The 22,009-nt window shown below is 40.3% G+C and carries 22 protein-coding genes; 15 read left to right on the top strand and 7 right to left on the bottom strand.

Annotated elements, in window-relative coordinates; all coding sequences use genetic code 11:
- The first annotated feature begins 4 nt into the window (after positions 1-4).
- Entirely contained in the window at positions 5-319 is a 315-nt protein-coding gene (locus tag F984_RS15370; RefSeq protein ID WP_000230434.1) for a proton-translocating transhydrogenase family protein, read from the top strand.
- A gap of 12 nt (positions 320-331) precedes the next feature.
- Positions 332-1,786: an NAD(P)(+) transhydrogenase (Re/Si-specific) subunit beta gene (locus tag F984_RS15365; protein WP_000394402.1), complete on the top strand. Its 1,455-nt coding sequence runs from the start codon at positions 332-334 to the stop codon at positions 1,784-1,786.
- A gap of 51 nt (positions 1,787-1,837) precedes the next feature.
- On the opposite strand, the gene F984_RS15360 is transcribed toward F984_RS15365, so the two are convergent.
- The 6 genes from F984_RS15360 to F984_RS15335 form a co-directional block, all read right to left on the bottom strand.
- Entirely contained in the window at positions 1,838-2,659 is an 822-nt protein-coding gene (locus tag F984_RS15360; protein WP_002054525.1) for an SDR family NAD(P)-dependent oxidoreductase, read from the bottom strand.
- A 236-nt stretch (positions 2,660-2,895) separates the two neighbouring features.
- A complete protein-coding gene (gene rsfS / locus F984_RS15355; protein WP_001047580.1) occupies positions 2,896-3,297 on the bottom strand; it encodes a ribosome silencing factor in 402 nt (133 codons plus the stop codon).
- 81 nt (positions 3,298-3,378) lie between these two features.
- Positions 3,379-4,173, bottom strand: coding sequence for a hydroxypyruvate isomerase family protein (locus F984_RS15350; RefSeq protein WP_004710585.1), 795 nt, complete (start codon positions 4,171-4,173; stop codon positions 3,379-3,381).
- A 16-nt stretch (positions 4,174-4,189) separates the two neighbouring features.
- Entirely contained in the window at positions 4,190-5,056 is an 867-nt protein-coding gene (locus F984_RS15345; protein WP_004710582.1) for an NAD(P)-dependent oxidoreductase, read from the bottom strand.
- A gap of 11 nt (positions 5,057-5,067) precedes the next feature.
- Entirely contained in the window at positions 5,068-5,856 is a 789-nt protein-coding gene (locus F984_RS15340; RefSeq protein ID WP_004710579.1) for a crotonase/enoyl-CoA hydratase family protein, read from the bottom strand.
- Between the two features lie 97 nt (positions 5,857-5,953).
- Entirely contained in the window at positions 5,954-8,761 is a 2,808-nt protein-coding gene (locus F984_RS15335) for a GacS-like sensor histidine kinase (protein WP_004710578.1), read from the bottom strand.
- Positions 8,762-8,933: 172 nt separating this feature from the next.
- On the opposite strand from F984_RS15335, the gene cysM reads away from it, so the two are divergent.
- Genes cysM through F984_RS15315 form a run of 4 tightly spaced genes read left to right on the top strand, consistent with a single transcriptional unit; the run spans position 8,934 to position 14,435 of the window.
- Positions 8,934-9,866, top strand: coding sequence for a cysteine synthase CysM (cysM, locus tag F984_RS15330; RefSeq protein WP_002054567.1), 933 nt, complete (start codon positions 8,934-8,936; stop codon positions 9,864-9,866).
- Between the two features lie 12 nt (positions 9,867-9,878).
- The gene (locus F984_RS15325) at positions 9,879-10,697 is read left to right on the top strand and encodes a 3'-5' exonuclease (protein ID WP_004710576.1); all 819 of its coding nucleotides are present in this window, start codon (positions 9,879-9,881) and stop codon (positions 10,695-10,697) included.
- A gap of 9 nt (positions 10,698-10,706) precedes the next feature.
- Positions 10,707-12,098, top strand: a complete 1,392-nt coding sequence (gene rlmD / locus F984_RS15320; protein WP_004710573.1) for a 23S rRNA (uracil(1939)-C(5))-methyltransferase RlmD — start codon at positions 10,707-10,709, stop codon at positions 12,096-12,098.
- A gap of 30 nt (positions 12,099-12,128) precedes the next feature.
- Complete coding sequence (locus F984_RS15315) at positions 12,129-14,435, top strand: RelA/SpoT family protein (RefSeq protein WP_002054537.1); 2,307 nt, start codon at positions 12,129-12,131, stop codon at positions 14,433-14,435.
- Between the two features lie 44 nt (positions 14,436-14,479).
- Here the strand turns inward: F984_RS15315 and F984_RS15310 are convergent, their stop codons facing one another.
- Positions 14,480-15,253, bottom strand: coding sequence for an SDR family oxidoreductase (locus F984_RS15310; RefSeq protein WP_002054535.1), 774 nt, complete (start codon positions 15,251-15,253; stop codon positions 14,480-14,482).
- 112 nt (positions 15,254-15,365) lie between these two features.
- On the opposite strand from F984_RS15310, the gene mazG reads away from it, so the two are divergent.
- The 9 genes from mazG to yjgA all read left to right on the top strand — a co-directional run bounded on the left by mazG (position 15,366) and on the right by yjgA (position 22,005).
- Positions 15,366-16,172 carry a nucleoside triphosphate pyrophosphohydrolase gene (mazG, locus tag F984_RS15305; RefSeq protein ID WP_004710571.1) on the top strand — a complete coding sequence of 269 codons (807 nt, stop codon included), beginning with the start codon at positions 15,366-15,368 and terminating at the stop codon, positions 16,170-16,172.
- On the top strand, positions 16,141-16,551 hold the full coding sequence (locus tag F984_RS15300; protein ID WP_004710569.1) for a ComEA family DNA-binding protein: 411 nt from the start codon (positions 16,141-16,143) through the stop codon (positions 16,549-16,551). Before mazG ends, F984_RS15300 begins: the two co-directional genes overlap by 32 nt.
- 125 nt (positions 16,552-16,676) lie before the next feature.
- On the top strand, positions 16,677-18,140 hold the full coding sequence (pcnB, locus tag F984_RS15295) for a polynucleotide adenylyltransferase PcnB (RefSeq protein WP_004710567.1): 1,464 nt from the start codon (positions 16,677-16,679) through the stop codon (positions 18,138-18,140).
- The gene (folK, locus tag F984_RS15290) at positions 18,137-18,619 is read left to right on the top strand and encodes a 2-amino-4-hydroxy-6-hydroxymethyldihydropteridine diphosphokinase (protein WP_002054538.1); all 483 of its coding nucleotides are present in this window, start codon (positions 18,137-18,139) and stop codon (positions 18,617-18,619) included. The genes pcnB and folK overlap by 4 nt, the downstream gene beginning before the upstream one ends.
- Before the next feature lie 45 nt (positions 18,620-18,664).
- Complete coding sequence (gene panB, locus F984_RS15285) at positions 18,665-19,474, top strand: 3-methyl-2-oxobutanoate hydroxymethyltransferase (RefSeq protein ID WP_000624763.1); 810 nt, start codon at positions 18,665-18,667, stop codon at positions 19,472-19,474.
- 3 nt (positions 19,475-19,477) lie between these two features.
- Positions 19,478-20,326 carry a pantoate--beta-alanine ligase gene (gene panC, locus F984_RS15280; protein WP_004710563.1) on the top strand — a complete coding sequence of 283 codons (849 nt, stop codon included), beginning with the start codon at positions 19,478-19,480 and terminating at the stop codon, positions 20,324-20,326.
- Positions 20,327-20,348: 22 nt separating this feature from the next.
- Positions 20,349-21,200 (top strand): RNase adapter RapZ, encoded by an 852-nt coding sequence (gene rapZ / locus F984_RS15275; RefSeq protein WP_002054547.1) that lies wholly within the window; start codon positions 20,349-20,351, stop codon positions 21,198-21,200.
- Complete coding sequence (locus F984_RS15270; RefSeq protein ID WP_000567533.1) at positions 21,197-21,466, top strand: HPr family phosphocarrier protein; 270 nt, start codon at positions 21,197-21,199, stop codon at positions 21,464-21,466. The genes rapZ and F984_RS15270 overlap by 4 nt, the downstream gene beginning before the upstream one ends.
- A gap of 2 nt (positions 21,467-21,468) precedes the next feature.
- On the top strand, positions 21,469-22,005 hold the full coding sequence (gene yjgA / locus F984_RS15265; protein WP_004710561.1) for a ribosome biogenesis factor YjgA: 537 nt from the start codon (positions 21,469-21,471) through the stop codon (positions 22,003-22,005).
- Positions 22,006-22,009 lie beyond the last annotated feature (4 nt).

Genomic DNA, 22,009 nt, shown 5'->3' with positions numbered 1-22,009 from the left:
TCTCATGGTTGAAACTATTACAATTTTCGTCCTTGCCATCTTCGTAGGTTATTACGTAGTTTGGGGTGTTACACCAGCTTTACATACGCCACTTATGGCGGTAACTAACGCATTGTCATCAATTATTGTCGTTGGTGCGATGTTGCAAACAGTCGGGCTGCCTGTACTTGGTGTAGATGCAAATGTTGCATTTCAAAGTGTGAATGTTGTAAGCGTACTTGGTGCGATTGCGGTATTTTTGGCAAGCATTAATATTTTCGGCGGCTTCGCAGTAACTGCACGCATGTTGGAAATGTTCAAGCCTAAGCAAAAGAAATAAGAGGGCTTTGACATGGAATTTATTCAAGCAAATGCAAACTGGTTGTACCTTGTAGGCGCAATTCTCTTTATCTTGACGCTTCGTGGCCTATCTGGTCCTAAAACAGCAATTCAAGGTAACCGTTACGGTATGATCGCAATGGCGATTGCAGTTGTAACAACCTTCTTTGTTGCCAACAATCCAGTGATCTGGATGATTGGCGGTGCAATGGTGCTTGGCGCGATTGTGGGTATTGCACGTGCACGTACTGTACCAATGACTCAAATGCCTGAAACTGTTGCACTTATGCACTCATTAGTAGGTTTGGCTGCAGTTTTAATTGCAGTTGCTGCAATTTTGCATAACAACCAGCTTACAGCATTGTTTGCCCAAAACGAGGCGGCATTAACAGCTGCTGGCGTACAACATGCGCACATGAGCAAAGTTCATTTATTTGAATTGTTTGTGGGCTGTTTCGTTGGTGCGATTACCTTCACAGCATCTGTATTTGCTTACGGTAAATTGGCTGCGAAAAAATGGGCTAAAACAATTTCTGGTGCATGGGTTAAACCTGTTCAAGCGCTTATCTTTGTTGCGATGTTGGCTTGTGGTTTCTACTTCTTCACAACTGGTAATATGACTGCTTTCTGGGCAATGACCGCACTTGCACTTGCATTTGGCTGGGTATGGATTGCACCGGTAGGTGGTGGTGATATGCCTGTGGTGGTATCGCTTCTTAACTCATTCTCTGGTTGGGCAGCGGCAGGTATTGGTTTTACCCTTGAAAACAACATGTTGATCGTTGCGGGTTCACTTGTAGGTTCATCTGGTGCGATTCTGTCATACATCATGTGTAAAGCAATGAACCGTTCAATCATCAACGTATTGTTTGGTGGTGCAATGGGTGGTGCGGCAGTTTCTACAGCGGCTAAAGGTGAACAAGTTCAACGTAACTACCGTTCAGGTTCTGCTGATGATGCTGGCTTCTTGATGTCAAATGCAGACAGTGTTGTGATTGTACCGGGTTATGGTATGGCGCAAGGTCGTGCACAAAATGCTGTGAAAGAGCTGTGTGAAATTCTAAAAGAGCAAGGTGTTCGCGTCCGTTTCGCAATTCACCCGGTTGCTGGTCGTATGCCTGGTCACATGAACGTATTGCTTGCTGAAGCAGATGTAGCATATGAAGATATCTTGGAAATGGATGAGATTAACTCTGACTTCCCGGCAACTGACGTAGTACTTGTTATTGGTGCAAACGACGTTGTGAACCCTGCTGCAAAAGATGACCCAGGTTCACCAATTTATGGTATGCCGATTCTTGAAGCACATAAAGCACGTACAATCATGGTGATTAAGCGCTCTATGGCGACGGGTTATGCTGGTCTTGATAATGACTTGTTCTATAACGAAAAAACAATGATGATCTTTGGTGATGCTAAGAAAGTTGTTGAAGACATGACTAAAGCAATTAATGGTACAGGCCACTAAGTTGCTTTGATACAAAAAACCACCTTCGGGTGGTTTTTTGCTTTTTGGGATTTAAAGAAACTTTTCTACTAAGTCCATTGATTGTTGGTAGAGGTCGCGTGCCAGTTGCTGGTTTTTGGCATGAGAAGATTTCCAGTCAGGCATATGCGCGCTGACATATTCGCCATTGCGATTTTGCCATGAGTCTCCAATCGCCATTTCTGTAATGAGCTTTGCGGGAACTGACGTTGGAACTAAACCTACTTTCATGGCTGCATAAACTGGTTTTGGTAAATCACGATAAATATCAGAAGCAACACCGCCGGGATGTAATGCATTATTTGTAATTGTACTATCAGCAAGTTGTTTAGCTAATGCGTTGCTGAACAGTAAGTTTGCAAGCTTGGATTGTCCATAATAGAACAGGGGGTTGTAAAAACCTTCTGCACGAAATTTATTAGGTTTAATTGAGCCAACCCAGTGGGCAATAGATGCAAGGTGAATAATCCGTGCTTTAGGTGACTGTTTTAAAGCCGGAAGTAACTTTTGAGTAAGTAAGAAATGACCTAAATAATTAACGCCAAATTGTTGTTCAAACCCATCTGCGGTGAGCTGTTTTGTTTTTGCAAATAGCCCGGCATTATTAATAAGCACATCAAGGCTGCCATATTTATCTGCAATTTCATCAGCAGCTTTTCTGGTTAACTCAAGACTGTTCAGATCAAGAGAAACGATATCAACTTGTCCTTGGTTGAGTGAGCGTAGTTTGTTTTGTGCCTCTTGTGCTTTTTGAGGATTTCGGCATGCCAAAATCACATGTTGTCCTTGTTGTACAAGTTGTTCTGCTGTGGCAAAACCAATACCTGTGTTGGCGCCTGTAATGAGTATCTTCACTTTTTAGTGCTCCGGTTATGCTATTTATTGATGAGACTATAAGAATTGTTATAGTGCTGGAATTCTGACAATTTGTCATGTCAAATTTAAGTAAGATTGATGACTAGCTCGTAAGTGCTGTTGAAGCTTTGATGAGGATATCTGAGGCTATAAAAGATAGTTTTTTTAAATAAAATTTTGATTAGTTATATAAACAAAAAGCGGCTCAAAAGAGCCGCTTTTTTAAAAGCAAAATTTTATGCGACTGACTCTGGGGCAGTACGCCATAAGCTTTCTAAATCATAGAATTTGCGGGCAGTTGGTAGCATCACGTGTACTACAACAAAACCAAGATCAATTAAGATCCATTCGGCATCTCGTTCGCCTTCAACGCCAATCGGGCGGAAACCAGCTTTTCGAGCTTCTTCTGCAACATTGTCAGCAAGTGCTTTGACGTGACGAGTAGATGTACCACTCGCAATGACAATAGCATCCGCAACGTTGCTAATAGAACTAACATCTAACTGTAGAATATCTTTTGCTTTTACATCAACTAAAGCGTCATGGACGACTTTGAGACAAGCTTGTACGTCTTTATTTGAGGTGTTCATTGCGAAATCGTGAGAATTAGACACGCTGGGCGATGGTTCTAAATTCATATAGGGTATATTTTCCTGACAATTACTCACTATCTAATATAGTGGTTTTCACTCAGAATTTCAAACAAAACTAGTAACAGTTTATATATTTACATCATCCGAAAAATATTTCTTTTTCCATGTAAATGACTGATTTGACCCGTTTTTAGGTTTATATTCTGCTGCAATGTAACCGTCATACGTGCTTTGTTTAATCCATGAAAAAATTTGCTCATAAGGGATTTGAGCCGTATCGGGTTCATGGCGTCCAGGACAGTCTGCAAACTGAATATGGCCAATCTGGTGAATATTTTCTTGTAAACCTTCAAGTACATCTTCACCCATCATCGCCATGTGGTAACAGTCATATTGCATTTTTAAAGCAGGGTGGTTGACTGCTTCAAGCATCTCTTGGGCTTGGGCAATGTTCTGTACTAAAAAGCGTGGCATATCTGTGCCATTAATCATTTCAAATACAGGTTCTATGTCGTGTTCTGTAAGTAAATCACAAGCTAGCTTTAAGTTGCTTGCAAGTGTTTTAAGGCAAGGAAGTAAGTCAGAATCTTGAGGTTGCTTACCTGCCAAAATATTAACACGAGGCACTTTTAAGGCAGTGGCATAGCGAATAGCTAACTCTAGTGCTTCACGGAATGCTGCTTCTTGGCCAGGTATGCCTGCTAAACCATTTCCACCTTGCATAAGATCGCCAGCAGGAACATTAATTAAACATAAACTTAGGTTGTAACGTTCAAGTTGGTCTTGAATATCGGAAATGGAAAGTTCGTATGGGAATTGGATTTCTACATGTTCAAAGCCCTCTGCATGGGCTAATGCAAAGCGTTCAATTAAAGAAACTTCGGTAAAAATCATGGATAAGTTAACGGCAAGACGACCCATACACAAACTCCGTTTATTATTGCTCTACTAGTTGAATGATAGTAGCTAAATCTTTCTCAGCAAAGCCATTTTTTTGGTGAGTTTGTAGCTGTAATAGAGCTTTTTGTGCAACAGGTATGTCTAAATTAACATTGTTAGCCAATGTTACCGCGTTGTTAAGATCTTTGGATAATGTTTGAACTTTCCACTGAATAGGCTCGAAAGTATGAGTTGCCATGCGTGGTGCAAGTATTTGAAAAGGCTTTGAGTCAGCAAATCCACCTGCTAGGGCGGGAGCGAGTAATGTCGTGTCTACACCTGCGTGGTCTGCTAGTGCTACAGCTTCGGCAATAAGAGCACTATTTGCTGCCACAATCAGCTGATTGCAAATTTTAGTGGCTTGGCCCGTACCTGTATCACCCATACGTGTTACACGTTGAGAGAGTACATTGTAAACAGGACTCAAAGCTTCAATAGTTTGAGCATCTCCACCTGCAAAAATGACTAGCGTGCCTTGTTCTGCCCCGGCTGTACCGCCTGAAACAGGGGAGTCAATCCATATCACATCTTGTGAAGCAGCACCCTGAGCAAGTGCTTTTGTTGCAGCAACAGACAGGCTTGAGAAATCGACAATAACTTGATTTGCTTTTAAATGAGGCTGAATTTGCTCAAATACGGCTTGCACAGCTTTATCGTCAGCTAGGCAAGTTAAAACTATAGGGTATTGTCCGATGTTTGAAAGATCGAGAGCATATGCGCCAATATCGATAAGTTCTTCACAAGCAGATGCTGTTCTGTTCCAGACAGCAACTTGAAAACCAGCTTGAATAAGGCGGCTAGCCATACGGCTTCCCATAAGTCCTATACCTAAAAAGGCAATAGGTGTATTACGATCAAAATTCATCTTCAAAGCTCTTATCTATATTGGCGTGGTAAAAATTTAACTTCCGGATGTTTGTCTTTTTTACGAGCAAGTTTGCTATTTTTACCAAGTAATAATTTAAGTTGCCAGATTTTTTCTAGACGCAATGATTTTTCTGGTTGGTGCTCCATTGCATCTAATACACGTTTTGCAGCAGTCAATGCATCAGGTGAACGTTGTAGCATTTCTGAGGCAATTGCATTCGCTTTTTCTAAAGGGTTCTCGCTTAGATGAGTTACAAGGCCAATATCTTTTGCATAGTTTCCGTCAAACACACGAGCAGTTAAGGTGAGTTCTTTGGCAAGGTCAACACCTATCAAACCTTTGAGTGAGCGGGTAAGTCCCATGTCGGGTACTAATCCCCAGCGACTTTCCATAATCGACATTTTGGTGTCTGGGTGGGCAATACGAATATCGGCAGCCAGCGCAAGTTGCATCCCCGCACCAAAGCAATAACCTTCAAGTGCCGCAATCACAGGTACAGGTAAGTTCTGCCAAATTAGAAATGCTTTTTGGAAAAGGCTTTGTCCCGGCTTTACAAGTTCCCAAATCGCAAATGCGGAGTTTTTAGGGTTGTTAAGGTCAGATAAATCAATACCAGCACTAAATACTTGTGCTTCACCAGTCAAAATTACACAGCGGATATCTCGGTCTTTTTGTATAGCTTTAGCCGTTGAAACGAGTTCTTTGAGGAGGGCAAAACTCATGGCATTACGTTTATCAGGACGGTTTAGATAAACTGTCGCAATGCCATTATTCTTTTCTATACGTAAAAGTGCCATGAAATTCCCGCTTATTTTTTATCGATAAACGGAGCATAACATGGCTTGAAATTGGAAACATGACAGGTCAGTCATGCCTTTTTTTATAGGTTCTTGTTTAGTCGGGTATAACTAAAATTTGGTGAGCTGCACTCTCAACTTCTTTAATAACAAGACCTAATTCATCGAAACGTCTCATGACTTCTTCAATGAAGCCATCGTCAGCTCTGCGGCGCTCTTTACGTAATGTTGAAACAAATTGCTCGAAGTCACCAGTGACTTGTTGAAGCTTTGGTGTGCCTACATAGCGAGTTGCACCATAGAGGCGGTGCAACACATGTTCGAGTTGAGGAAAGTCTTCAAGCTCAATGAGTTGCTGCATTTCATCTAGCTCGGTTGGGAAACTGTCTACCAACATTTTCAATAAGTCTTGAGCAAGATCTTCTTTATTTGCAGCCAATTGTAGGCTTTGTTGCCAGTTTAATATTTCTGGGTCGAGTGCCTCGGCAACAACATGGTGATCTTTATCTAAAGCTTGTGCAGTGAAATTGTTTTTAGTCCATTGCGTTAAAATCTGAATGATTTGCTCCATTTGAATTGGTTTGGTGACATAGTCATTCATACCAACTTTCAGAAGCTTTTGTTTTTCATCAGCAAGGGCATGGGCTGTTAACGCAATAATTGGAAGCTGCATTTCTCCATCTAGCGTTGACTCTAGTGAACGGATCGCGCGAGTAGTATCAATGCCCGACATAACCGGCATTTGAATGTCCATAAACACCAAATCAAACGGTTTGAGCTTCTGATCAATTCTTTCTTGAATAATATTAAGCGCTTCTTGTCCACTTAAAGCCTTAGTAGTTTTGACATTTAACTCACCTAATAGTGCTTCTAAAACAATTAAGTTCGGTAAATGGTCATCGACCGCTAAAATATGTAAACCCTGACCATTAAAGTCTTGTTGTTCCTCTTCAAAAATAGGTTGGTCACTTAATAATTGAATGAGTCCGCTACGGCTTAATGGTTGATAAAGTGGGCGAGCACGATATTCGGTGAGCATGTTTGGCTCAAGGGTCATTTGATAGCCGTAAACTGCTAAGTTGCCCTGATAGCGGCTACGAATTTCTTTAAGCAGAGCTTCTGTATCGCCACTATGATCAACAATAAGCCATGTATTGTCTTTCTGGTCGAGGTGTTTTAGGCGGCTGAACAAGTCTAAAATTGATTGAGTTTCAATGTGTGGAACTTGGTAATTTTCAAGATAGTATCGTAATACACTTGCCGTTGCAGGGTGTGCTAAATAAGACACCACTTGTAAGTGTTCGAAGTGAGGGTGTTCTATCTCATGTTCTTCATCTACGGCAAACTGTGCCGTAAACCAGAATGTTGAGCCTTTTTCTGTTGGTGCACGTTCTTGGTTATCTTCAAAACCAATTTGACCATGCATGAGATGAACCAGTTGTTTGGAAATTGCAAGACCTAAGCCTGTACCACCAAATTGACGGGTAACAGATGCATCACCTTGTGAAAACGACTCAAATAACTTTTTACGGTCAGTACCGCTTAAACCAATACCGCTATCTTGAACGCTAAAGTGCAGTAAACATTGACCAATGTCATCATGCTCCATACGAACACGAACAATAATTTCGCCATCTGGAGTGAACTTGATGGCATTGGAAATTAGGTTGGTCAAAATTTGTTTAAAGCGTAAGGCGTCTCCAATGACTTCTTGAGGAATGTTGTCTGCATAATAAAATGCCATGGCAATATGCTTTTGCGCAGCCAAAGGTGACAACATATCCATCACATCGAAAATAGCTTCTTCTAAATCAAACGGCGCTGTTTCAAGCTCTAATTTCCCTGCATCAATTTTTGAGAAATCTAATACATCGTTAATTAATGCTAATAGATGGGCAGAAGATTTTCGAATAGTCTGTAAATAGAGATTTTGCTCATTACTTAGATTTTGTTGGCGAAGTAGTAAATGAATAAAGCCATCAATACTGTTAAGTGGTGTACGAAGCTCATGACTGATATTGGCAAGGAAAACTGATTTTGCCTGATTTGATGAAATCGCTTGGTCACGTGCTTGACGGTAAGTAATGTTTTGAACTTCGAGGGTATCTAATGTTCTACGTAAATCTTCTTCGGTTTGTTCGGTGTGTTCTTTAAGCTCTAAAAAACTAAAATGTAGTCTTTTCACCACACTTGCGATATCACGTTGGAGTAAGCGTAATTCACCCGTACTGTTAATGACCATATGCTGATCTAATGTGTCTGCATTGAGTCGCTGTAGTTGCATCCGAATTTCGTACATTGGTGCAACCCAGCGACGAGAGAAGAAATTTAGACAGAGCAAAAGTAAGAGCAGCGTCATTAAACTCGTAATAACTAAAGCGATCAGAATACGATAACGTGCTAATTCTAGTGGTTGATTATCCATTTCAATCACTAGCCAGACAGGGGTTTTACCTGTGATATTGCTGATGCGAACCCCATAAATATTGTTATTGTTATAAGAGATCGGGCCAAAAAAACTATTGTTTTGCGTAAAGTTAGGCCAATAACGATTATCTCGATAGCCTACACTTAAGTAAGTCTGACCATTACTGTCAATTAAAGCAGCACGCTTGAGATTTTTTTCACTGAACATGCTTTGCATAATATGTTGAGCATGGTCATATTCATCGGGTTTGAGTTCTACTAATGTATAGAGATCTTTAGCGATTTGATTATAACGCGCCAAAATAGCTGAGGCATGATGCAGTTGCTGTTGTTTTGCAGAGTAAGATGTTTCAGTTAAAACCAGAAAAGCACCAACACCAGTTAAAATCATCATGGGCACAAAAATAAGAGCAATCAATTGCCCATATGCATGATTCAGACGTAAGCGTTTCGATAAGGTTTTATTGAAATTAGACATGGCTACATCGGATTGATCTCTCTGTAGGGCATATTATCACGCTTTATTTTAAAACAGACGGCATTTTATAACTGACTGGGCTTTAATCACTTTAATTAAAAAGCATAGTGAAATGGGTGCAGTACCGATCATTTTTTCATACAATAGTGCCACCCCGATTTAGGTGTTGATCATGAGTAATACACAACCTGATTTTTTAGCCGACGAATTTTTGTTAGATCACTATGTAGGTAAAACACCTCTAGTCCGTTTGCAGCGCTTGGCTTGTCACACGCAGGCAACGGTTTTAGCAAAATTGGAAGGTAATAATCCGGCAGGTTCTGTAAAAGATCGCCCTGCATATAACATGATTATGCAGGCAGAAAAGCGTGGTCAAATTAAACCGGGTGATACGTTAATTGAAGCAACTAGTGGCAATACAGGTATTGCTTTGGCTATGGTTGCGGCAATGCGCGGCTATAAAATGAAACTTATCATGCCAAATAACATGAGCCAAGAACGCAAAGATGCGATGTTAGCTTATGGCGCAGAGCTGATAGAAGTGACTCCACAGCAAGGTATGGAAGGCGCACGTGATTTAGCTTTGCAAATGGAAAAAGACGGCAAAGGTCATGTTTTAAACCAGTTTGGTAATCCTGATAATGTTGAAGCTCATTACCTGACGACAGGTCCTGAAATCTGGAAGCAAACGGGTGGTAAAATTACTCACTTTGTAAGCTCAATGGGTACAACTGGTACCATTATGGGTGTTTCTAAATATTTAAAAGAACAAAATCCAGACATTCAGATTGTGGGCTTACAACCAGCAGACGGTTCAAGTATTGCCGGTATTCGCCGCTGGCCAAAAGAATATTTACCAACAATTTTTGATAGCAGTCGTGTAGACCGAATTATTGATATTCCTCAAATTGAGGCGGAAAAAACCATGCGTAAATTGGCTCGTATGGAAGGTATCAGTGCCGGTACATCTTCAGGTGGTGCAGTTTGGGCATCAATTAAGATTGCAGAAGAAAATCCAGAAGCTGTTATTGTTTGCATTATCTGTGACCGTGGCGACCGCTACTTGTCTACAGGTTTGTTCTCAGTACAGGACGATAACTCATAATTGAGAGAAAGAATGCGTTTCCCAACTTTAGTTTTTGACATTGAAACTTTAACTGATTTAAAAGCGGGAGCGCATTTATATCATCTTGATTTGCCAGAGGCAGATGTTGAACAGGCACTCACAAAAATCCGCCGCCAAGAATCAGGTATGGATTTTCAGCGTTTGCCATTGCATGAAATCGTTTGTATCTCTGGTTTATGGATTGATGAATCGGGCTTTAGACTGTTTTCTTTTAGCCGAGAGCACTATTCAGAAGCTGAAATTTTACAGAAATTTCTATCTATTTTTGACAAGCGCCATCCCACTTTGGTGAGTTGGAATGGCTCGCAATTTGATTTGCCGGTTATCTTGTTCCGTGCCATGTATCATGGCCTTTCTGCACCGGGCTTGTTCGATCAAGGTGAGCTTGATAGCCAGAAGCGTTTTAATAATTACCAAAACCGTTATCACCACCGTCATATTGATTTAATGGATGTGATGGCAATGTTTAATGGCCGTAATTTCCAGAAACTTGATGAGGTTGCCTGTATTTTAGGTTTACCAGGTAAGCGTGGTGAATCGGGGTATCATGTTCCTGAATATGTACGTGCTCAGCAATGGTTAAAGTTAACCAGTTATTGTGAGGGTGATGTACTCAATACATGGTTTATTTATTTGCGTTGGTTGTTACTTAAAGGTCAAATCAATGTAGATGAACATAATCATTGGATTAGTTCTAGTATTGAATATTTACAGACTATGCCTCAGCAGGCCGATTTTCTTGAAGTGTGGCAACGTACGTCGAAACATACCGACTTTACATCCCACTATTTTAATCCTTTAGATTTTTAGGTTCATTCTTTGAAACAGCAAGCCAAATCTCGCAAAGCTCAGCAACCTGAATATATTTTTCAGGTTGAAACTCTTTCTCATGAGGGGCGAGGAATTGCGCACTATGGTTCTCATCCGGATCATCCGGCAGATAAGCATGGTAAAAAGGTATTTATCCGTTATGCGTTACCTGGAGAAACAGTAAAGGCTCAAATTGCGCATGAGGCTAAGCGCCTTGAAGAAGCTGAAATGATTGAGCTTTTAGCAGAACCTTCGTCAAATCGCGTAGAGGCTGTTTGTCCTCATTATGGTATTTGTGGCGGCTGTGGCATGCAGCACATTCATCCAGATGAGCAAATTCGCTTAAAGCAAAATGTACTCCAGTCACATTTACAACACTTTGCGGGTATTCAACCTGAACAGTGGTTAGAGCCAATTCGATCTTTACAAAGTGATTATCGCCGTCGAGCGCGTATTGGTGTGCGCTATTTGCCAAAACAGGACCGTTTGATTTTAGGTTTCCGTGAGCATCATAGTAATCGTTTAACTTCTATCCATACCTGTAGTGTTTTGGATAAAAAGTTATCAGATAGCCTGCCAGAATTGCGTACTTTACTCCAAAGTCTAAAAGGCAAAGCGCATATTGGTCATGTAGAATTAGCAAAAGGTGATGAGGAAACTTCTTTATTGGTTCGCCATGTAGGAAAATTAAACAATTCTGATGTCAACCAATTAAGACAATTCGCGTTACACAAAGGCTGGCAGTTGTATTTGCAACCTAAAGGTCCCGAAAGTCTTCGTCGTATTGATGAAGAGCAAGGTGCTATGCGATTACATTATGCTTTAAATGCATTTGAAGTAAATTTTGCTTTTTCGCCATTGGATTTTACGCAGGTCAATGGCACAGTAAATGAACAAATGGTGCAATTGGCATGTGAATTGCTTCAATTGCAGCAGGGTGAAAGAATACTGGATCTGTTTTGCGGATTAGGTAATTTTTCGCTTCCACTTGCACGATGTGTTGGTGCAAATGGACAAGTTGTTGGTGTGGAAGCAAGTGAAGAAATGGTGCAGCGAGCAACGGATAATGCCAAGTGCAACAATCTGGTGCAAGCAAGCTTCTTTTCACAAGATTTAACAAAAGATTTTTCGCATCATTCTTGGGCAAATCAAGGATTTGATGCATTATTGATTGATCCTCCTCGTGCTGGTGCATATGAAATCATGCAGTATGTACCAAACTTTGGAGCAAAAAGAATCGTTTATGTATCATGTAATCCAGCAACACTAGCAAGGGATGCGGGTGTTTTGGCTCAACATGGATACAAGTTAAAAAAAGCAGCGGTTATGGACATGTTTACGCACACAGAACATGTTGAATCAATTGCTTTATTTGAAAAAATTCAAGAGATAAACGATTAAAAACATGAGTTACATATCCAGGAGAATGGTATGGTCACAGTACGTGAACAGTTACCTGAACAACTAACTGAGTTGTCAGAGGAAACGACTGTAGAGCATGCCGCCGAAACACAAGTCGGTTTAGCCTCATGGTTGGATCGGGTTCGTGAAATATTAGATGGGGCAGAGCTTAAACAACTCGAAGAGGTTGCGCATTTAACCCTGCAAAAAGAGTTAGATTCAACGGTTAATCATCGTTCCAATACATTTGCTACTGGTGTTGGAATGGCGGATATTCTGGCGCATTTACATGTAGATGAAGATACTTTATCTGCTGCAATGCTTTATCGTAGTGTTCGTGAAGACATTACTGATATAGAAGAAGTAAAGCGTAAGTTTGGTGAGCAAGTCTATAACCTTGTCAAAGGTACTTTGGCAATGGGTAAGCTTTCAGAACTCATTGAAAAAAATAAACGACTAGAAGACCATTTTAATAACAACCAGAGGGAACATTTAAGCGGCATTTATAAAATGCTGATTTCAGTGACTGAAGATGTCCGTGTTGTTTTAATTAAGTTAGCTGAGCGTACTTATTCTTTACGTGAGTTGGCCAACTCGTCACGTGAACGTCAAGAGCGTGTAGCGCGTGAAATTCTAACTATTTATTCGCCATTGGCGCACCGTTTGGGTATTGCACAGCTTAAGTGGGAACTAGAAGATTTAGCCTTTCGTTATTTGGCACCAGACCGTTATAAAGAGATTGCTTCATTACTAAATGAAAAGCGTCTTGAGCGCGAACACTATATTCAGTTCGTAATCGACCGCTTAAAAAATGAATTGGCATCTTACGGTATTGAGGCGGAAATTACAGGTCGAGCAAAACACATTTATTCGATTTATCGAAAAATGAAAAGTAAAAACCTGAGTTTCGATCAGCTTTATGACATTCGTGCCTTACGTGTGTTAGTCAATAGCGTGCCGGAGTGTTATCACTCATTAGGTATTGTTCATCAAATCTGGCGCCATATTCCACACCAGTTTGATGACTATATTACTAACCCGAAAGCCAATGGTTATCGCTCATTACATACTGCTGTAATTGCTGAAAATAAATCTTTAGAGGTACAAATCCGTACTCATGAGATGCATGATGAAGCAGAATTAGGCGTATGTTCGCACTTTAACTACAAAGAAGGCTCAAAGAATACCGACCATTCTTTTAACCATCGTTTACATTCGCTTCGTGCCGTTTTGGAACATTACCAAGAACGTAATGAAACCACCGTACACCAAAACGAAGATGAGACGGAAGGCTTTGATCAGCTTCAAGACTTTGAAGGTTTTGAAAAGATTTATGTGTTTAGCCGTGATGGTGATATTAAAGAATTACCACGTGGTTCAACGGTTTTAGACTTTGCTTACCATGTGCATACAGAAGTAGGAAACAAGTGTTATGCGGCACGTGTTAACCAACGCTATGTACCATTAACCTATACGCTAAAAACTGGTGAACAGGTCGAGATTTTAACCAAGAAAGACCGTGAGCCTAACCGCGACTGGTTGGTGAACTCTTTAGGGTATATCAAGACAGCTCGTGCACGTGACAAACTACGTCATTGGTTCAGACAGCAAGATCGTAGCAAGAACCTTGAAGTTGGCCGTGAGTTATTAAACAAAGAATTGTCTCGATTGGCGATTCACCCTAAGAGTATCGACCTGAACGACTACTCATCACATTTTAATGTGAAAACAGGGGATGACATTTTAGTTAGTCTGGTCAGCGGTGATATCAGCTTGCATGCCTTGATTAATCAGATTAATCGTCAAATGCATCTGGATCAGGATGAGCCTGAGCTGGTACTTAAACCAACATTAAATCCGCGCGCCAGTCATACTTTGTCTGCGCATGGCATCTTAATTGATGGTTTAGACAATGTTGAGTTACATATTGCACAGTGTTGCCAACCGGTTCACGGTGAATCAATTGCTGGCTATATCACATTGAATCGTGGTGTAAGTATTCACAAAGTCTTGTGCTCTGATTATCAACGTATGATCAAGCAAGAACCAGAACGTGCTGTTGAAGCCGATTGGGAAATGCAGCCAACTCGTGGTCAAAGTGTTCAAATTGTGGTTGAAGCTTATGATCGTCGTGGTTTGCTCAAAGACTTAACTCAAGTGATTTTCTCTGACCAAATTAATATTCGTCAGGTGAATACAATTTCTGAGGCAGATGGTATTGCCAATATGAAGTTGCTCATTGAGGTCAAAGGTTTGGCTCAGCTTTCACGTTTGTTGGCTCGTTTAGAGCAACAACCAGGGATTATTAGCGCACGACGCATGATTCAAGGTGTTTAAATAAACTGAGTAAAAAGGCCGTCAATTGACGGCCTTTTTTTTAACTACTTTCTTGATAAATAAATATTAGTTAAACGATTTAAAAACTGTGGACTTATGGTTGAGAGTTGATAAAGCAGTTTGGTTTTTATGCCAACAGGAGTATGAGTAGGAGTCCAGAAATGAGCTTTTTTCTCGACAAGTGAAAGGACCTGCTGAGCAATATCATTTGGTGTTAAGTCAACGCCCATATTTTGAATACTACCTGCATCCATATTATTGACCATTGCGGTTTGTACAAATAAAGGCATCACATCTAAAACACGAATACCATATTTTTTCCATTCCACATCTAAACCTTCGGTAATTCCGCGAACTGCAAACTTACTGGCTGAATAAGAAATAAGGTCAGCTTGCCCGTAAATTGCAGAAGCCGAAGAAAGATTAATGACTCGTGCAAAAGAAGCTTGTTTTAAATAAGGGAGTGCAGCATGGCAGCCATTGATGACGCCGTTTACATTAATATTGATTGTTCTTTGGTGTGAATTGATATCGATGTGTTCAAAAGCCCCAGAATATAAAATTCCTGCGTTATTCACTAAAATATTAAGCTCGCCAGCCCAGTCAGTAAATTCTTTTAATATATGTTGCCATTGCTCGTAATCACTGACATCTAAATAACCAGCGCATGCATTGGGTCCTAACTCAGTTGCTAAGCTTTGAGCAAGTGATTCGTTAATATCATAAATGCCTACTTTATATCCTTGTTTGTAAAATACTCGTGCAATTTCTGCTCCAATGCCTTGAGCTGCGCCACTAATCAGAATGCTATGTTTCATCTTTTTTTCTCTTTATCGTTACAATATGACGAATGATTTGCCGCTTTAATTTTGATCATAGCAAATTAAGATTTTAAATTTACTGACCAACTTTTTGAACTTGAGGGTTACCATGGATAAATTGCTTAAAATTATGCAAGAGCTACGTGAAAAATGTCCGTGGGATCAAGAGCAAACCCCAATGTCACTCACTAAATATGCAATTGAAGAAGCATATGAAGTCGAAGCTGCTATCCGTCAGGGCGATATTGATGAAATTCGAAATGAGTTGGGTGATTTGTTATTACAAGTTGTATTTCAATCGCAAATGTTTAGCGAACAAGGGGCGTTCAATTTTCAAGATGTAGTTGAGGCAATTAGTGAAAAATTGATAAGACGTCATCCACATGTTTTCCAGGCTGATCAATTTAATAACTTAACACCAGAACAAGTAAGCGAGTTATGGAAACAAATTAAACAACAAGAGAAGCAAGGCAAGCCGAAATCAAGATTAGATGAAATTAAAAATGGTCCTGCACTGACTCAAGCACAGGAAATTCAAAAGAATGTTGCAAAAGTCGGATTTGATTTTGAAACAGTAGAAGATGCTTATGTAAAACTAGAAGAAGAATTAGGTGAATTCAAAGAGGCCCTTAAAAATCAAAATATTGATGAAATTCAAGACGAATTTGGAGATTGTCTGTTTTCATTGGTCAATATAGGACGTAAACTTAACATTTCAAGTGAAACTTCACTTTTATCAACCATACATAAATTTAGAAGTCGTTTTGCTTTTATTGAAGAGCAAGCCATAAAACAGCAAAGAACATTAGAAGACATGACTTTGTCCGAGATGGATGAATTGTGGAACCAAGCAAAACGACAATTACATTCAGGGGAAAAACGACATGCGATACAGCATGATAATTTGGAAAAATAATTGTTTTATTTTAATGATGTTGTGCTTAGGTGTGATTTCAACTTCGATTTTTGCTCAATCGTTTGATCAGAATTTTCAGGAATGGAAGGCTAAACAGCAGATGTACGACCAAAAGTTAAACGTCTCTAAATCTTCTCATTCTTATGGTTCTAAAATTTATCAAACGAAGAGTTTAAATGATTCTATTGGGCAGATTCATTTAAATCAGGCTACTGTAAATGAGTTTCGGCAGTTAAAAGGTATAGGTGAGAAAAAGGCTCAAGCGATTGTGGAATACAGGCAAAAGAATGGTGGTTTTAAAAATATTGATGAAATTAAAAACGTCAAAGGAATCGGCCCCGCTATTTTTGAAAAAAATAAATCACGTTTAGCCTTATAAAAGTTCTATTCGTCAATTATCATTTCCTGCGCAATCTAAAGAGAATCAAATTGCCCTTTGTGTGTGTTAGAGCTATGATTAGCGACAACTTGTTATTTACGTCCTGACGTAGGAGACAGCGTCTTTTGCAAACCTTGCGAGCGTCAAAATGTGGTTTGTCCACAGCCCAACTTCCTTCTTCGATTTTAGATGTGATCGATAGTCTGACCAAAGCAGGCTATGAAGCTTATATTGTTGGGGGTGGTGTCCGTGATTTAATGCTAGGACTCAATCCTAAAGATTTCGATGCAGTCACCAATGCAACACCTTCTCAAATTAAAGAAGTTTTTGGTCGTCGATGCCGAATTATTGGCCGTCGATTTGAATTGGCACATGTCTATTCAGGACGTGAGCTGATCGAAGTTGCGACTTTCCGGGCTCCTCCTAAAAAAGCAGTTACCAATGCTTCTGGCATGATTTTGCGTGACAATAACTGGGGAACCATCGAACAGGACTTTGCTCGACGCGATTTTTCTATCAATACGCTTTATTACCAACCACGTAAGGGTATTGTGCTCGATTTTTGTAAAGCAATTGATGATGTCAAGAATAAGACTTTGCGTTTATTGGGCGATCCTGTGCAACGTTTTGAAGAAGATCCGGTGCGTATGCTACGGACGTTACGTTTTGCAGCTAAGCTAAATTTTAAAATTGATCCAGCAATTCTCGATATTTTTGATGTTGAGATGACACAATTGCTTCGTGATGTTTCTCCGCATCGTTTATACGATGAGTCTCAGAAGCTTTTCACAATGGGTCATTTGGCACGTGTATTACCAATGCTAATTGAATTTGGCGTGTGGAAGCAGCTTTTTGCTGATATTCGTCCAGATCTCACCCCATTTATTCAACGCGCTGCAAAAAATACAGATCAACGCATTCAAATTGGCAAAACCATTAACCCTGCATTTTTCTATGCAGTTTTATTGTGGCAACCATTTTTAGAGCGTTGTGACTTTTATTTATCAAAAGGCGTTGTTCCAGCCGAAGCACGTGCTCAAGCAGGTTTAGATGTTTTAAAACGTCAAGCGACACGTACAGTCATTCCTCGTTTTGCCGAAACTTTTATTCGTGAAGTTTGGGAAATGCAAACCCGATTGCTTAATCCAAAGCCACAGCAAATTGAAGCATTGGCAAGCCATGCGCGTTTCCGTGCAGGCTTTGACTTCTTATTACTTCGTGAAAAGTCAGGAGATGACACAACACAAGGAATGGGAAGCTGGTGGGATGCTTACCAAGAAATGTCAAACGATGAAAAAGAAGCTGCGATTAGCCAATATAATCGTCAAAAAGCTAAAAGTCGTCGTAAGGTTGCTGTTGAACCTATTGAAAACAATAGAGCTGATGCAGAAATTGAGCCTTTGGTGGATGTTCCAGAGCCTCGAAGCCGTCGTGGTAAGAAAGAACGTGCACGACAAGAGCAGTCTGTTGACCGTTTTATGGAAAAATCTTCCACATCACAAACCAATATGACGAGCGATCACCCAATTTTAAAGCGCAAGCGGGTACAACGTGATTTGAGCCAAGTTATTTTTGGGCCGACACAATGACAGTAACCACATATATTGGCTTAGGAAGTAACCTAGGTGACTCACGCCAGATTTTGTCTGAAGCAATAGCCAAGCTTAAAACTATTGGTGAAGTGAAGGTATCCAAACTGTACCAAAGCCCACCAATGGGTCCCCAAGATCAACCCAATTATCTAAATGCAGTAGCTCAGCTAAAAACTGAGTTACTTCCGCTTGACTTACTCGATCATTTACAGCGTTTTGAGCAAGAAGCTGGGCGAGTAAGACTCCGTCATTGGGGGGAGCGAACTTTGGACCTAGACCTGCTGATTTATGGTGATGAAAAAATACAAAATGAGCGCTTAACGGTGCCGCATGTAGGATTAATGCAACGAGATTTTGTTGTGATTCCTTTATTAGATTTAGACGCTGATTTACATATCAATGATCAGCCACTTAAGAATTTAGAACTCTTACAGCAGCCAACGCTGACTGTACTTGCTGATGAGTCTTGGGCCTAAAGTCTGACTTATTACGTTCTGCAAACTCCTGTAGAGGATACCATCATGATTAGTCTAAGTGACTTAAGAAAATTTAAAGCCGAAGGACGTAAGTTCTCTTGTCTAACTTGTTACGATGCAAGTATGGCAAAAGCAATGGAACTTGCTGAAATTGATACTATCTTAATTGGTGATTCTCTTGGAATGGCAATTCAAGGTCGTGATTCAACTTTACCTGTAACTGTTGAAGACATGGCTTATCATACAGCGGCAGTGCGCCGTGGTAACCAGCATGCTTTAATTATGACTGATTTACCATTTATGAGTTATGCCACTTTAAACGATGCTTTGCAGAATGCGAAAACAGTTATGCAAGCTGGTGCGCAGATGATCAAAATCGAAGGTGGCGCATGGCTAAGTGAAACTGTACAGGTGTTAACACGTAATGGTGTGCCTGTATGCGTACATTTAGGTTTAACCCCTCAGTCTGTACATGTTTTTGGTGGCTACAAACTACAAGCTAGAACCCGTGAAGCAGCGGATCAACTTATTGCTGACTGTACGGCGGTGGTTGAAGCGGGTGCGGCAGTTTTATTGCTCGAGTGCGTTCCGGCACAATTGGGTCAAGAAATTGCTGAATTATTCCCGAATACTCCTGTGATTGGTATTGGGGCAGGTAATGCAACTGACGGTCAGGTACTTGTAGTACAAGACATGTTAGGTCTAACGTTTGGGCGAGTTGCACGTTTTGTGCGTAACTTTATGAAAGAACAATCTGGTGAAACAGCGATTTTAGACGCTTTTAAAGCATTTCATGCTGCTGTACAGGATCAGTCGTTCCCAGCCAAAGAACATACTTTCCAAGTTGAGCTGTAATTCATGAAAACAGAAACCACTATACAAGGCTTAGCTGCTTCTTTAAATCCTGCTAGAGCTGCACGTAAAATCATTGGTTTTGTCCCAACTATGGGAAATCTACATGAAGGCCATCTCACCCTTGTTCGTGAAGCGAAAAAGTTATGTGACGTTGTAGTTGTTAGTATCTTCGTAAACCCGACCCAATTTGGTCCGGGGGAAGATTTTGATAACTATCCACGTACTTTAGAGCAGGACAGTCGTCTACTTGCTGATGTTGGTTGTGATATTATTTTTGCACCTTCAGTTGAGCAAATGTACGGTACACAACCTCGTTTAACTAATATTAGTGTCAGCCAGATTACAGATGACTTATGCGGTAGTTCACGTCCTGGGCACTTTGATGGTGTAGCGCTGGTTGTCACAAAACTCTTTAATATTGTGCAACCGAATTATGCTTTTTTTGGTCAAAAAGATTATCAACAGTTGGCGGTGATTCGCCAGTTTGTACAAGACTTAAATATTCCATTAGAAGTGATTGGTGTACCCATTGTTCGTGCAGCAGATGGTTTAGCACTGAGTTCAAGAAATGGTTATTTGACTCCGGAACAACGTCAGATTGCGCCAGTCATCTATCAAGGACTAAAGCAAGCTGAAGAGCAATTACACCAAGGTAAAGATTTACAACAAGTCTTGGCAGGTTTAAAAACGTTGTTGACAGACAATGGTTTTGTTGTGGATTATGTGGAAGCTCGTCAGCCAAACTTGTTGGCTGTGTCTCAATTTGATCGTGATATTGTGTTGTTTGTCGCGGCTAAGTTGGGCGGAACACGTTTAATTGATAATTTACAAGTTGCCTTTACACCTCAATAATACATAAAAGGACAGCCATGCCATGAAGCGTATACTTATCGTGACAGGACAGTCTGGTTCAGGAAAATCTTCAGCTCTTCAAGTATTAGAAGATTTGGGCTATTACTGTATTGATAATTTACCTTTGGCATTGCTGCCTGAAATTGTGGCAAAGCTAGATCATGAAAATAATCTTGAACAGCTGGCTTTAGGTGTAGATGTTCGAAGTACTCGGGCTGATATGCAAGAGTTCGACCATGTTTTTGAGCAATTACAAAAACATGGTACGGTTGATGTGATTTATCTGACGACACAAGATCAGGATTTGATTGCACGATTTAGTGCGTCGCGTCGTCCACATCCGTTGGCAAATCGCTTCAAAAGCCTTTTGCAATGTATTCATGAAGAAAAGCAGTTACTGATTCCAATTCAGTTTCGAGCAACGGTTCATATTGATACCACTGATAAAAGTGTTCATGATTTAAAACATATCTTGCTGTCAAAATTAGGGCAGTCAGATAATCTGATTGTTATATTGCAGTCATTTGGTTATAAACATGGCATTCCTTTAGATGCCGACTATGTTTTTGACGTACGGCATTTACCAAATCCGCATTGGGATTTAGAATTACGCCGATTTTCTGGTTTAGACGAGCCAGTTAAGCAGTTTTTAGAAGCAAGTCCGCAAGCAAACGAAATGTTTGAGGATATACACCACTTCTTAAGAAAATGGCTGCCGGCATTTGCTGAAGGGCATCGTCATTATATGACGGTTTCAATAGGTTGCACTGGCGGCCAGCATCGTTCAGTTTATATGGTAGATAGACTAAAACAAGCACTTGAGGCAGAATGGTCTGTTCAGGTCTTACACAGAGAAATGAAGCACTGGTCATGATAGACACAACTGTTGATGTAATTAATAAACTCGGTTTACATGCACGTGCATCAGGAAAACTGATAGAGGTCACTACAAAGTTTCGTTCGTCAATTCAGATTGGTAAGGGCGATCATTTAGTAGATGCTAAGAATATTATGTCGTTACTGATGTTAGGTGCAGGAAAAGGGACCACTTTACGTTTGGTCATTGATGGCACTGACGAAGAACAGGCATTAAATGAAGTACAGGCGTTATTCGCCGCAAAATTTTATGAGGCAGATTAATCGTGGCACGTCGTCCCCAGCGTTATACTGAAGAAGATTTTGATTCTTTAGAAGGACGTGCAAGTAAAACCGAACAGAAAAAAGCAGTTCAACGTATGGCTGCTTTAGGTGAGCAGTTAGCACAACTTTCTATCAAACAAATTCAAAAACTTCCGGTTGATGAGCGTTTAATTGATGCTCTTTTAGAAGTCCAGAATATTAGTTCGTTTGAAGCACGCCGTCGCCAATTTCAACGTGTTGGTAAACTCTTGCGTAATGAAGATGAGACAGTCATTTTATCTTATTTGACTCCTCAACAAGGCGCGAAAAAACAAGCTCAACTTATGCGTTGGGTAGATCGTATGATCGAGCAAGGTGATCCTGCAATTAACGAGTTTAGTAAAATCTATAATGCATCAGAACGTCATACTTTGCGTCAGCATGTGTTAAGGATTAACCGTGATAAGACTCAGCAAGTTCCAGAAGCAGATCTTGAAGCATCTAAAGGTAAGTTTATTAACTACGTGCAACAAGTCGCTTTATTGTCAGATCAAGGTTAATTTC

It is taken from the genome of Acinetobacter nosocomialis NIPH 2119, from assembly GCF_000368085.1.
Lineage (GTDB): Bacteria > Pseudomonadota > Gammaproteobacteria > Pseudomonadales > Moraxellaceae > Acinetobacter > Acinetobacter nosocomialis.
This window is presented reverse-complemented; position numbering and strand designations above follow the sequence as displayed.